Genomic DNA, 13,217 nt, shown 5'->3' with positions numbered 1-13,217 from the left:
CGCAATTGTTCATGTTTGCGCTTAACCGTTCGTTAAACTGGAATTACTTAACAGTGTTTCATATTCGCGTTCGTATTTTTGAACATCGCCGGCACCCATAAAGATGACGACAGCGTCATGATAATCTAATAGAGGCGATAGATTTTCCAAAGTTAACACATCGCCGCCTTTGACAATCTTCGCACCTAAATCAGCACTAGAAACAGTTCCTGTCTTTTCACGAGCTGAACCAAAGATATTCGTCAAGTAGACTTTGTCGGCCAAATTCAAACTTTTAGCAAAATCATCCATCAACGCAATTGTTCGCGTAAATGTGTGCGGCTGGAATACCGCAATTAATTGCTTATCTGGATATTTTTGACGAGCAGCATCAATCGTCGCTTTAATTTCAGATGGATGATGAGCATAGTCATCAATGATGGTCATATCTGCCACTGACCGTTCCGCAAACCGCCGTTTAACTCCTTTAAATGAAAGCAGTTCTTTACGCAAATCAGTCATATCAACTTTTTCAAAATGTGCCACTGCAATGACAGCTAGGCTATTAAGCACATTGTGTTCGCCATACAATGGAATTTCAAAGTTACCAATCAACTCATCATGTAAGTAGACATCAAAATTAGACCCTTTTGTAGTCCGTTTGACATTACGCGCTTGAATATCGTCTCGATCCTTCGTGCCATAATAGTAGATTGGCACATTGGCCTTCAACTGTCGTAAATGTTCATCATCACCCCAGGCAAAAATTGCTTTACCTACTTGACTAGCAAACGTCTGGAAGGCATCTGCGACATCATCAATCCCGGTATAATAATCTGGATGATCGAAATCAATATTTGTCATAATGGCATAATCTGGATGATACGCTAAAAAGTGACGCCGATATTCGTCAGCTTCAAACACAAAGAAGCGGGAATTTGGCGTGCCTTTACCAGTGCCATCCCCAATTAAATAACTCGTTGGTGCAATACCGCTTAATACGTGAGCGAGTAACCCGGTTGTACTGGTCTTACCATGAGCACCGGCCACACCAATGCTCGTATACCCCCGCATCAGTTGACCCAGAAACTCATGGTAACGAATAACTGGTAACCCTAATTTTTTAGCCTGAAGTATTTCTGGATGAGTATCCGGAAAGGCATTTCCAGCGATCACTGTCAGCCCTTCATGTAAGTTTGCCGGATCAAACGCGTAAATTTTTATGCCAGCTTGTTCCAATGGTCGCTGTGTGAATGTGTACTGGTCAATATCAGACCCTTCGACACGATCACCACGATCATGCAGAATTAGGGCTAAGGAGGCCATTCCCGACCCCTTAATCCCAACAAAATAGTAAGTTGTATCAGTGTTCTCCATCATAAATGGACTCCTTCGTTAAAACGCGTATCACCAAAATGGTTAATTACAATGTATCAATATTTCAATTAAACAGCCAGTTACTGCGGTTGTTTTTTAAGATTCTTCACGATTCCTTGTTTCAGCCAATTGCTCAGCTGTGAAAAAGACCTCCCGTGGTTTAGATCCCTGCTGGGCCGAGACATAACCACGACTTTCTAATTGATCCACTAGGTTAGCGGCTCGGTTGTAGCCGATTGAAAAGACGCGCTGCAATTTCGACGTTGACACATTTTTTTCTTCAGCGATATAGGCCAACACCTGTGGCCATAATTCATCTTGATCTTCTGCCGCGATTTCAGTTGCTAATAGTTGTTTAGGTTCAAACGCATAATGTGGGGCCATTTGCTCCCGGACAAAATCTGTAACTGGATCGATTTCAGCATCAACGAACGTGCCTTGTAACCGAATCGGCTGGCTCTTGCCGTTTCCTAAGTAGAGCATGTCACCACGCCCTAATAAACGCTCAGCACCGGCCGTGTCTAAAATAGTCCGTGAATCAATTTGACTAGCAACCATGAATGCTAAACGGGTCGGAATATTATTCTTGATCGTTCCGGTTACGACGTCGACTGACGGTCGTTGCGTGGCTACCAGCAGATGAATTCCCGCCGCTCGCGCCTTTTGAGTAATTCTAGCAATATAGTCCTGGACTTCAGAGGCAGCAACCATCATCAGGTCTGCCAATTCATCAATGATCACCAAAATATAGGGCATTTGTGCTGCCTCGTCACCAGCTTGTTTGGCCTTATCATTGTACTGTTCAATATTGCGAGCGCCCGCGGCAGCTAGCCGCTGGTACCGTTCATCCATTTCATTGACGGTCCACTTTAGTGCCGCTGCGGCAGCTTGTGGTTCTGAAACGACGGGGGCCAATAAGTGTGGAATGCCATTATATGGCGCCATTTCAACCGCTTTTGGATCAATCAAAATCAGCTTAACTTCTTGCGGTGTCGCCTTATACAAAATCGACATCAATAGGCTGTTAATGAACACTGACTTTCCTGAACCAGTCGCCCCAGCGATTAATCCGTGAGGCATTTTGCGCAGATCCGTTACTTGTGGTTGGCCGAATAAATCAACTCCTAAAGCGACAGTCAACGGAGAAGTGCTCTTTTGGAACGCCTCTGAACGCAACACTTCGGAAAGCATCACTGGTCGCGATTTTAGATCCGGAATTTCAATTCCGACTGTACTTTGCCCAGGAATTGGTGCTTCAATCCGAATGTCTTTAGCGGCCAACGCCAATTTTAAATCATCTTGCAGATTAGTAATTTTATTAACACGTACACCAGGTCCTAAGCTCACTTGAAACTGAGTCACGGTTGGACCAACCGTGAAATCGACCACTTCCCCATCGATGTTAAAGGCAGATAACGTTTGATTTAAGACATCAATTTGATGATCTAACCACGCATCTAACTTGGCCTCATCTCGTTGAACGGGCGGCTTTAACAAAGCTAGGCTTGGAAAATGATAAGTCAATAATTCTCGATCGTCATCCGTTGCATAACTACGCCCGGTTTGTTGTATCGTTTCGGCCGGGTCAGGGGTGGAGATAACTTCAGAGTTAACTTCATTTGGTAAATCATCATCAGCCCGATCATGATTAAATAGTGCTAGTGCCTTTTGTCCATTTTGTTCCTCATCAAAAATAGCTGCTAATCCATGACCTAAAACACCTTGACTATGATCGGCAAGCGTCGCTCTGCTACTTGTCGCCGCTGTGTCACTCCCGTCAGCTATTTGATGTAGCTGATCTTTATGTGGCTTGACTGTGACTTCGTTATTTGTCAGTTTGGTGGTTTCCTGACTTTGACTCTCTACCTGCTGCGTTGACAATTGTGAAGAATCAGTTGCAGGTGCAACTGATTCAGAATGAGACCAATCATCATCACCCCAGACACTGGCAACTGGCTTATTGTTGGCAGAAAAGGCCACCGAAGTTTGATTAAATACCTTAGGAGTCGCCGAAACGTAACCAGATTCATCGGTTACCGTGCTAGCTGCGGCACTAGCCGGTGTATGCCATTTTCGATGTGGATTAATTGTCTGCGCAATCGCGCGCGCTTGCTGTGCTGCGTAAAGACTAGCGGTTGATCGATCAATTTCAATTTCTGCACTGCCATATCGCACCGCTTGGCTACTTGTTGACGGTTCAGATTGTTCAGTTGGCGGCCCAATTAAGCGATTTGTACGCTGTTGTCGCCGCCGCTCTAATTCTTCTGGATGTTGCCGGAAAAAGGTAGGCCCATCGTAATGTCTCATTCACGTCACCTAAATCAAATATTTCAATTCATTAGTAGTTAATTAAAACTTGCTTCACGAAAAAAGGAGGCCTGCGCCTCCTCACAGGTTAAGCTTCAATAGCTTAACCTGTCTACTCTCAATTGCGAACCCGTTTAAACGAAAAGCTTGTTACCTTGTTCAAACGAAAACGGCGTACCAACGGGAGCAAAATCTGGCGATAAAATCAATGCCCCTTTTTTTTGTGGCGCATTGATCAAGTGAAGCTCCCGACCACTGGTAATCATACCATCGGAAGGAACCCCTCGCAATTCACCTGGCCAAATAATTTGACCACTCGGCATCAATGCACCGACTTTAGCTACCACAACAAAAATATGTTCGCGCATATTCGGTGAACCACTGACAATTTGTAAAATCTGGTCATGGTCGACACGCGTTTGCGTCACCAGTAAATGATCTGAGTCCGGATGCGGTTCGGCCTTTTCAACATAACCGACAACAAACTTTGGCTTCGTATCTAAGACCAGTTCTGGCTTAAATCCAGCCTGACTCAGTGCGGCATTTAAATGCGTGACTTGCGTTTGACTCAATTCAAGCGCGCCGTTGCCACTAATTTCAGGATCAATTTTTTGAACCTGCAGAAAATTGTAGCCGAGGGTCTGATCGGTTAAGGGATCGTAAACACGGGCAATCTGATTAGCTACATCGACAGTTTGTTGTTCATGATCAGGCGCTAAAATCGCCACCAGCACGCCTGGCATCGACGTCTGATTCATGCTAGTGATTAACATGTTGTACCTCCTGTAATTGTCATTGTTTAAGTGTATCGCCTGCGACTTAACGGGTCAACTGTCGTTAGAAAGGCTTTCACAATCGCATAAACGCTTTCGCTCCATGATGAATTTTAATCTTTATCTAAAAAGTGTACACTAGATTCAATTTAGTGGATAAAAGTTTTGAGGAGGCCTATTTTGAGTACCTATCAGCCCATCGAAAAAATTCTATTTTTTGCCGGTTTAGGCGTCGCTACCGGCGTCTCAATTGGCGCTGCCATTCAGAAAGCTCATTCTAAGCGACCTGAACGAATTTTAGCGGACGTTAAGACATCCTTTCGAAAATCAGGTGCTTTGAGCGGCGCATGGATTGAGCATCACCCGGTTATTCGTAAAATCGATACCAGCCCAGTTGAAGTATACAGTGGCGGTATTATTCAACAAGCTGCCAAGTCAACAGTTGTTTATGCTTTTTTAGCAGACAGCCAGACTGGTAAAGTCGTTGATGTTTGGAAAATTGCGCCCGCGATCAATTAATTGAACCAATATCGTCAAACCCGCCGTGAATCAATGATAATCGTTGATTCACGGCGGGTTTTGTCGGATTATTTTGGCGTACTTGAACTTGTCGAACTCGAATTATTACGATTCCCTTTTTGATTAATCGTGCTATTACGAGCTCGCTGTCGATCTCGCGTTTGAAATTGCAATAAGTTCTGCGACATTAGTGACACAATCTGCTTATTTTGTGGCAGATCCGAATGTTCAGCGTCACTACCAGTAACCGTTAACTCTGTGAAGTGTGCGACTTGATCTTGATATACATACTTCCCGGCATAAACGCTTTGAACAGGCACAATACCATCATTCGTATAATTTTCCGTACCTGCGACCAGATACACATTCAGAGATTTGGGCAATTTGTTTCGGTTATCCACCATGTTCGTTAGCATCGGAACGCGTTGGTTTTGATCCTTACCCTCGAGGTTAAATGGTGAGCCGAGCATCATCAACTCGTGCATGCGATACTTTGACTGATTAAAATAGTTTTCTAAAAATAACGTGTAAATCAAACCGCCATTTGAGTGACCAAATCCAGAGAAGTTATTGAAATTGTAAGTCTTCGCCAAGTAATTGAAGGCAATATCAAACCAACGAGCCTGCTTTTTGATATTTGCATAGCCATCATGATTATTTTCAAACGCCACGACAAAAAATGGCGCATTGTCACCCGCTCGAACCGTACCAGAGACTTGCAAATGATCGTTGGTTTTTACTGTAACCTTAACCACACTGTGCTGAATTGGTGTTCGGCCACCGTTAGTATTGGGCGGTAATCCTTGACCCAAGTTGATCGTTTTAAATAAATCATCAAACCGATTTTGACCGGCAGAAGAACCGGGAATGAAAATAACCGGCGACATTCTGGACTGACGAATTGTCCGCGGTTTTGTTACCGAGTGTTTAACCCACGGGACGGTTAATGCACCGACCATAACGACAAAAATACAGAAAATTCCTACCACAAACCAGCGTTTTAACTTATTTGGCATTAGTGGACCTCACTTTCTCGGTCCGATGATGCTCACGTTCGACCAGCAAAATTTGTAATCGATTAGTGTTTCTGACAAATGGGATAAATAATAAAACGTCGATCAAGAATAGCCCGATGCTAACCGCCAACGAGGCCCAGTCGCCACCTGTTCCCGCAAATCCCTGTAAAATTCCCGGCGTTGTCCACGGAATTCGGTACACGGCTGGTGGTAATAATCGCAACTTAATTAGACAAGCACCGACAGCCATGTTGAAAGCTGGAACAATTACCATTGGCACCAGATAAAGCGCATTTAAAATCATCGGCAAACCAACTAAACCGATACCGGACATATTCGAAAATGTTGGTAATAAACCACGATAAGCGACCCGCCGTTCTCGATGAACACTGCCGACCATAATGATGGCAATCATCAGCGCAACCATCCCGCCGATGCCACTGATATTTCCGTAAATATCGTATAGAGTGTGCAACGTGATCGGAAAGGGTGCCCCAAAGGATGTGTGATGCGCTAGTGCAAATTGATAATTTGCCCCAGCGTATGTCGTGAAGCTCGCTAAACGTGGTTGGGCAATCGGACTTGCCAAACCAATAAACATGAGCAGGTTACTGATGATGGCTGACAGAATCACGGGAATGACCCGTGTGGTCGCTCGGCCAACAGTAAGCGATGCGATCCCTTCGTTTAACAAACCTAACGGGCCACGGACGGTCACTAGACTGATTAACCAGCTGACGATTACAAACAATAAGACGGTCAAACTCAACGGAAAAATCATCCGCTGTGAACGTGAAAAAATTCGATCATCCTCTGTCGCTGGCTGATAACTATGAAATTTTTGTGTAAATGGAATTCTAAAAATCAGGCCAACAATAATACCGGTCACAAATGCTAAAAACAAACCACGCAGGCCAAAATTATCGAATAAAAATAAATTATCAGAACTGTGAAAATCATAATTCAAGATTAAATAAGCAGTGACACTGGCCAAGCCGGTCGTCATTTTATCTTGATGGTAATAGTCAGCATAATAATAAGCAATTAGAAAAGCCGCACACAAGCTAATCACGACGTTTAACATAATCACTAAATCTGATAACGAGTCACCAGTTGTGATCAACCATTTACCAGCAGCCTGTAAATGAAATACTTGGTAATAATACCCATCCGGATTAAACCAAGCTTCAGTTATCCAACTGAGCCAAACATCCAGTAATACAAAAGGAAAAAGGATGGTCAGAGCATCGCGCGCCACCTTTGTTAACGGTCGCCGACGCAAGGATATTGCTATTTCAGCACTTTTTGCGTGAAAAAAAGTCCATAATCGTTTCATTTCAACCACCCACTAAATAATTGCCGGCATGGTTTAACTTGCTTTACTGCGGCAGGCAGACTTCATGTTATTTTTAATAAAGCTAGCTAATCATTCGTTGTTATTATTTTTTTATACTGCTTGTCGCCTTTGATTGCAACAGTCTTCCATTTTCTGCCGACTATTTCTATACCAAATTGAACACGTGGAACATAAGCCCTCAAGTCACAGGCATTAATTACCAGTCAGTTTCAAAGCTGCAACTGAAACTCAACTTTCATATTTACAAGCACTGAAAGCCACTAACCCACCTCAAATCATGGCCGTCTGTCTGATAATAACCCACTTATTTTTTCGGAAATTGAGCGACTAATCGGTAAATAGGTTGGCCCTTGGCAGCAAATTTTTGTTCATACTCTGTTTCGATATTCTCCAATTCACCTTGGCTGGCCGCCACATCGGCATGTAAATCAAGAGACAATTCCGTCAGATTGAGACCAAAGCTAGTCATGCTCATGATTGAATACTCAAACAGATGACGATTATCCGTTTTAAACTGTAGCTGACCACCGTCGCCCAGCACCTCCGCATAACTTTTTAAAAAACTTTTATACGTTAAGCGCCGCTTTTCGTGGCGAGTCTTTGGCCATGGATCGGAAAAGTTAAGATACAGTTGGGTCACTTCCCGAGGCTCAAAAAAATCGTTAACCCCCTGCCCATCCGCTAGTACCCATTGCAAATTGGGTAGTTCAGCTGGCAATGACTGTTTGAGGGCCGCGGCTAACACAGATTTTTGCAATTCGATCCCAACAAAATTGAATTCCGGATGCGCAACGGCCATCCCAATTAAGAATTGTCCCTTACCTGTGCCAATTTCAACATGCAACGGTTGTACGGATTTAAAGCGCGACTGCCATTGGCCTCGATAATGCTCCGGATTTAAAACGATTGCTTGCGGATTTTCAGTGATCAAATCGTCCGCCCAAGGTTTATTTCTGACTCGCATACATTCTCCTCGTTATTCTTTACATTTTTTTCAATCGAAATTGGCTGTACCAACCGACGAACAAACCTACTTCAAGAACCATCGTGCCACTGTCGATCAGCAAGCGTGTCCATGACCAATTAACTAGTGTGTCTGTAAGCACAAAGACTAACGCGACAATCGTTAATACAAGGATCAAGACTTTTTGGAACGCCTGCAACTGTTGTGACCTAGTAATTGGATATAGGTGGGTAAATACATTACGTTCGTATTGGCGATAAAACGGTAATAGCTGGAAGCCAATCAAGTAAACAAGCAAAATCATGACCAGTAAGCTGGCCCATTGTTGATGGATAAAAATCAACGCCACCAAACCGATCACTGACAGTCGCGTGATCAGGCCAAACGTATCACTGTCACGTCCTAAACCGCGCGTAAATAAATATAAGTATGGGTCTGCTTGGCGCCGATTAACCCATCGCCACAGTGGATCAAGATAGCGTCGTCGTCGAATTTTAGCAGCAACTTGAGGCACATCGGTGAACAAATTAAAGAAGCGATATAAACCCATCATCCGGCCTGCCTCATCACGCACTAACGTCGTCCACGCCAATTGACCTCGTTGCCACTGCTGGGTGTGCCTAAAAGTCACAATGCTAAACCCGATAATACTCAGCATGAGCCCAATGATAGGATGAAGCCATAACCCACTGGCAAAAATCACCAGTGGCATTAACCAATTAACGAGCCGAAAGTTAAGCGGCGTTAAGCGGGTCTGCTGAACAGTTTGTTTCAACGCGAGATTCATCCACGCAGCTTTCGTTACCAAAGCCGTTAAGATAACGATAGTAGCTGCCGGTAAGGAAAGCTGATCAGCCTGTCCCATAAATGGCAACAAAATGACAACAACGGCGATCTGAATTAAACCACCCATCAATAGGCTATAATTGCGTGCCGAACGCAGGTAATCATGTAAAACGCCTTCCGCAGGCATCAAGAATGCGATGTCCGCTGGCTCAATTAAAGTTGCTAGCCGACCAACTTGAGTAGTCAGGGTTAATATAACAACCGTCACTAACGGGCCCCACCACACACCGCCAACCAACTGTTTTAATTCATTTTGATAGGCAAATCCAAGCGCACCAAAGAAAAAAAATAGTGCAATAACAAAATGATCCGTAAAAACCAGTCGTAAATATTTCAATAATTGTCCCGCGTGCCGGGACAAACGTGTCGAAAATAGGTTCGTTAAATCATTCATTTCGTTCACCATCTGCCAGTGAAAGATAGATGTCGTCTAAAGAATTACCGGCTTGAGGAAAGGCCGCTTGTAATTGGGCAAGAGTTCCAGCAACCTTGATTTGCCCTTGGTGCAGTAAAATAAAGCGATCACAATATTTTTCAGCATTGGCCAAGACGTGCGTCGACATTAAGATTGCTGCCCCATTCTTCTTTGCATCTTCAATTAGCGTCAATAAATCATGTACAGCAACCGGATCAAGACCGAGAAAAGGTTCATCAATAATGTAGACCTTGGCGTCCGTCATAAAGGCGTTAACAATCATCACCTTTTGTTTCATCCCTTTAGAAAAGTTGGCTGGAAACCAATCCAATTTATTGTCCAAGCGAAACATTTTTAGCAAACGATGAGCTCGCTGCCACGTTGCTTCTTGCTCCAATCCATAAGCCATCATCGTTAGCGATAATGTTTCAGCCAACGTCAGTTCATCGTACAAGACTGGCAACTCTGGAATATAGGCAATCTGCTGCTTGTACCGGGTTGGGTCTTCACTTAGCGTCGTACCACCAACAACAACCCGGCCTTTTTGCGGCGTTAATAAGCCAATAATATGGTTAATGGTCGTTGACTTGCCGGCGCCATTTAGCCCGATCAAGCCAACCACTTCGCCGTCGTTGACTTGAAAATTGACATCCTTTAACACGGGAACCTGCGAATACCCGCCTACTAGATGATCCACTTCAATACCCATGTACTGCCTCCACTGTCTAGAATAATGGTACGATTATAGCATAATCTTCTTCGACTAAGCTGCCAGGTTGTTGTTGGCAGACTGGGTGTGTGTATAATGGAAGAAATTCATAAAGTGAGGCGTGCGTAATGCTAGATGATAACTGTATTTTTTGTAAAATAATCAAGGGTGAAATCCCCAGCTATACTGTCTATGAAGACGATGAAGTTAAAGCTTTCCTTGATATCTCGCAGGGTACTCCAGGACATACTTTAGTCATTCCTAAAACCCATGTGCCTGATATTTTCGCTTACGACGAAGACTTGGCTCAGCGAGTGTTCGCTAGAATTCCAAAAATTGCTCGGGCAGTGCGTGATTCTAACCCCGACATTATCGCGATGAACATTGTCAACAACAATGGTGAAGTCGCCTATCAGTCTGTCTTCCATTCACATTTTCACTTAGTACCACGATACAGTGATCACGATGATTTTAAAATGATTTTTAAAGATAACAGCAATCAATATAATGACGCAGCTTACCAACAGATCCAACAACATATTATCGACCATTTGGAGGCGTAATATTATGTTCAAAAAATTTTTTGCGCCTTTTCGCAATCTAATCCAGAGCTTTCAAACCTTTGCTCAAGCTTTGGCAAAATTACGACGGAGCGCCGCTAATTTATCCGCCACCGCTGACAAAGTGCAGAGCACAATTGACGATATCCAGCGTTCCGTTGACCGCTTTCAATTTAAAATGGATAGTCGCACTGAAGCACTTCAAAAAAATATCGATCAACTCAATCACGATCTGGACGAATTGAACCACCGAATTTCAAAATGAGCAAAAAATTGGCTTAAAAATGACTTAAGTCAAAGCAAATTTTCCTTTAAGAGGAGTCAAGTTGGCTCAAATGCCCATGATTTATGGTAGGATATTCCTTGGATGCGATTTACTTGTGACAAATAATTTGGAAAATGGATGTGAAAATAGTTTATGAAAAAATGGTTACTGATTCCGGCCGCATTATTAATGGCCTTCACGTTGGCAGCTTGTGGTAATAAAACAGTTGCGACAACTAGTGGTGGTAAAATCACTCAAGACCAGTACTATTCAAGTATGAAGACCACTAGCCAAGGGAAGCAAGTTCTTCAACAAATGATTATTAAAAAAGTGTTGGAGAAAAAATATGGCGACAAGGTCTCTGATAAAAAGGTCACCACTCAGTTCAATACGGTTAAAAAGCAATATGGTTCAAGTTTCAGCAGCATGCTCCAACAACAAGGGATGACCACTTCTGATTTAAAGGACACCTTGCGGATGAACTTATTGCTGAAAGAAGCGGTTAAAAACGACGTCAAGATTACGAATGCTGACTTAAAGAAGCAATTTAAAGACTGGGAACCAAAAGTTTCCACGGCAGTCATCGTCACCTCTTCCAAAGCTAAAGCGCAATCTGCTATTGATGACTTAAACAACGGAACCAGTTTCGCCGACGCAGCTAAAAAGTACTCCACTGACTCATCAACCAAGAATAAAGGCGGCAAAGTGCCAACCTTTGATAACGCTACAACTTCGGTCGATGATTCCATCAAAAAAGCTGCTTTCAAACTAAATAACGGTGAATACACGAAGGAACCGGTCACAGACACGAATTCTTCTACTGGTGAAAAGAGCTACTATGTCATCAAAATGCTCAATAAGCCAGCCAAAGGTAAGTGGACAGACCACAAACAGGCGCTAAAGGAACAAATTTGGGACCAAGACATGGATACTTCAAATGGCGGTACAGTGCTTCAATCTGTCATTTCTAAAGAATTAAAGAATGGTGATGTCTCAATCAAGGATAAGGACTTAAACGACGTTCTGTCACAATACACCTCAACTTCTACTTCTTCAGCTAAGTAACTGATCGACAGTAAACCAAATAAGTAACTAAATAAACACGCGCTTTGCTAATCAAACTAGCGAAGCGCGTGTTTATTTGGTTGGAAATTGCGATTAGTTGCGCTCCCCTAATTCCGGGCGGTAAAACGACCGACCATCTAAACCAAAGATCCGTTCAGAAAATTCGCCAGGTACTGTTTGTTCAACAGCACTACTCATCATTTGAATGGAAGCATCTAATTCATCCAAATCATGTAAAACCTCTGCCTCTAAGATGCGGGGACGAACCGGTGATCCATATTCTAATAGACCGTGATGTGCCAAAATCATGTGACGAAGTAACAGCATTTCCTCTGACTCAGGATCAAAATGTAATTCCGCACAGACATTGACAATCTCCTCATCCACTAGCACAATATGACCGATTAAATTTCCAGCTAATGTGTAGGAAGTTGCAATCGGTCCCGATAATTCAATCGTTTTGCCCAAATCATGCAATAAGGCCCCGGCGTAAAGGAGCGATCGATTGATATTCGGATGCAAATCCGCCACTGTTTTGGCTAACCGAACAATCGAAATCGTATGAAACGCCAATCCACCAGCAAAAGCATGGTGGTTCTTTTTAGCAGCAGGAAATTGATAAAAACGCTCTATGTGGCGTTGCAAAACGGCCCGAACAACTCGATTCCACTCCGGATTCGTAATCTCAAAAATAATTTGCGAAATTTCTTCTTCCATTTCGCTTGTCGTCATTGGCCCATGGGCAACAAACTGAGCTGGATCATTTGGCTCACTATCGTTTGCAAGACGCAAATGCATAACTTTTATTTGCGAATTTCCCTGATAAAGTTCTTTTTTGCCGCGGACAAGCACGACTTTACCAGCAACAAACGCATTAATATCTTGTTCACTGGCATCCCACAAATTACCGGCCAATTCACCAGAAGAATCCGCAAACGTCAGATGAATAAACCGTTTACCATTTTTCGCAGTTCGCACATCTGCTCCCTTTAATAACAAAAACAAATCGAAAATTTCATCAACTTTAAAATCCATTAATTGTGTTTCTGCCATATTCGTTACTCC

At 43.2% G+C, this 13,217-nt stretch carries 13 protein-coding genes; 4 read left to right on the top strand and 9 right to left on the bottom strand.

What is annotated here, in order from left to right:
• Positions 1-21: 21 nt before the first annotated feature.
• The 3 genes from murC to ytpR form a co-directional block, all read right to left on the bottom strand.
• Positions 22-1,356: a UDP-N-acetylmuramate--L-alanine ligase gene (gene murC / locus ACKTR2_RS01330; protein WP_407882569.1), complete on the bottom strand. Its 1,335-nt coding sequence runs from the start codon at positions 1,354-1,356 to the stop codon at positions 22-24.
• Between the two features lie 96 nt (positions 1,357-1,452).
• A complete protein-coding gene (locus tag ACKTR2_RS01325; RefSeq protein ID WP_407882232.1) occupies positions 1,453-3,663 on the bottom strand; it encodes a DNA translocase FtsK in 2,211 nt (736 codons plus the stop codon).
• Positions 3,664-3,797: 134 nt separating this feature from the next.
• Complete coding sequence (ytpR, locus tag ACKTR2_RS01320) at positions 3,798-4,436, bottom strand: YtpR family tRNA-binding protein (protein ID WP_407882231.1); 639 nt, start codon at positions 4,434-4,436, stop codon at positions 3,798-3,800.
• Positions 4,437-4,616: 180 nt separating this feature from the next.
• Here ytpR and ACKTR2_RS01315 point away from each other — a divergent pair, with 180 nt between their 5' ends.
• On the top strand, positions 4,617-4,955 hold the full coding sequence (locus tag ACKTR2_RS01315) for a hypothetical protein (protein WP_407882230.1): 339 nt from the start codon (positions 4,617-4,619) through the stop codon (positions 4,953-4,955).
• 68 nt (positions 4,956-5,023) lie between these two features.
• On the opposite strand, the gene ACKTR2_RS01310 is transcribed toward ACKTR2_RS01315, so the two are convergent.
• The 5 genes from ACKTR2_RS01310 to ACKTR2_RS01290 all read right to left on the bottom strand — a co-directional run bounded on the left by ACKTR2_RS01310 (position 5,024) and on the right by ACKTR2_RS01290 (position 10,262).
• Complete coding sequence (locus tag ACKTR2_RS01310; RefSeq protein ID WP_407882229.1) at positions 5,024-5,971, bottom strand: alpha/beta hydrolase; 948 nt, start codon at positions 5,969-5,971, stop codon at positions 5,024-5,026.
• On the bottom strand, positions 5,961-7,307 hold the full coding sequence (locus ACKTR2_RS01305; protein ID WP_407882228.1) for a hypothetical protein: 1,347 nt from the start codon (positions 7,305-7,307) through the stop codon (positions 5,961-5,963). The genes ACKTR2_RS01310 and ACKTR2_RS01305 overlap by 11 nt, the downstream gene beginning before the upstream one ends.
• 325 nt (positions 7,308-7,632) lie before the next feature.
• On the bottom strand, positions 7,633-8,292 hold the full coding sequence (gene trmB, locus ACKTR2_RS01300; RefSeq protein WP_407882227.1) for a tRNA (guanosine(46)-N7)-methyltransferase TrmB: 660 nt from the start codon (positions 8,290-8,292) through the stop codon (positions 7,633-7,635).
• Positions 8,293-8,311: 19 nt separating this feature from the next.
• The gene (locus tag ACKTR2_RS01295) at positions 8,312-9,532 is read right to left on the bottom strand and encodes an ABC transporter permease (protein ID WP_407882226.1); all 1,221 of its coding nucleotides are present in this window, start codon (positions 9,530-9,532) and stop codon (positions 8,312-8,314) included.
• Complete coding sequence (locus ACKTR2_RS01290; RefSeq protein WP_407882225.1) at positions 9,525-10,262, bottom strand: ABC transporter ATP-binding protein; 738 nt, start codon at positions 10,260-10,262, stop codon at positions 9,525-9,527. The genes ACKTR2_RS01295 and ACKTR2_RS01290 overlap by 8 nt, the downstream gene beginning before the upstream one ends.
• Before the next feature lie 128 nt (positions 10,263-10,390).
• Here ACKTR2_RS01290 and ACKTR2_RS01285 point away from each other — a divergent pair, with 128 nt between their 5' ends.
• The 3 genes from ACKTR2_RS01285 (at position 10,391) to ACKTR2_RS01275 (ending at position 12,152) form a co-directional block, all read left to right on the top strand.
• Positions 10,391-10,825, top strand: coding sequence for an HIT family protein (locus ACKTR2_RS01285; RefSeq protein WP_407882224.1), 435 nt, complete (start codon positions 10,391-10,393; stop codon positions 10,823-10,825).
• Between the two features lie 4 nt (positions 10,826-10,829).
• Positions 10,830-11,087 (top strand): hypothetical protein, encoded by a 258-nt coding sequence (locus ACKTR2_RS01280; protein WP_407882223.1) that lies wholly within the window; start codon positions 10,830-10,832, stop codon positions 11,085-11,087.
• A gap of 153 nt (positions 11,088-11,240) precedes the next feature.
• A complete protein-coding gene (locus tag ACKTR2_RS01275) occupies positions 11,241-12,152 on the top strand; it encodes a peptidylprolyl isomerase (RefSeq protein ID WP_407882222.1) in 912 nt (303 codons plus the stop codon).
• A gap of 93 nt (positions 12,153-12,245) precedes the next feature.
• Here the strand turns inward: ACKTR2_RS01275 and ACKTR2_RS01270 are convergent, their stop codons facing one another.
• The gene (locus tag ACKTR2_RS01270; RefSeq protein ID WP_407882221.1) at positions 12,246-13,205 is read right to left on the bottom strand and encodes a 3'-5' exoribonuclease YhaM family protein; all 960 of its coding nucleotides are present in this window, start codon (positions 13,203-13,205) and stop codon (positions 12,246-12,248) included.
• Positions 13,206-13,217 lie beyond the last annotated feature (12 nt).

Source organism: Furfurilactobacillus curtus (assembly GCF_045862785.1).
GTDB classification, from domain to species: Bacteria; Bacillota; Bacilli; order Lactobacillales; family Lactobacillaceae; genus Furfurilactobacillus; species Furfurilactobacillus curtus.
This window is presented reverse-complemented; position numbering and strand designations above follow the sequence as displayed.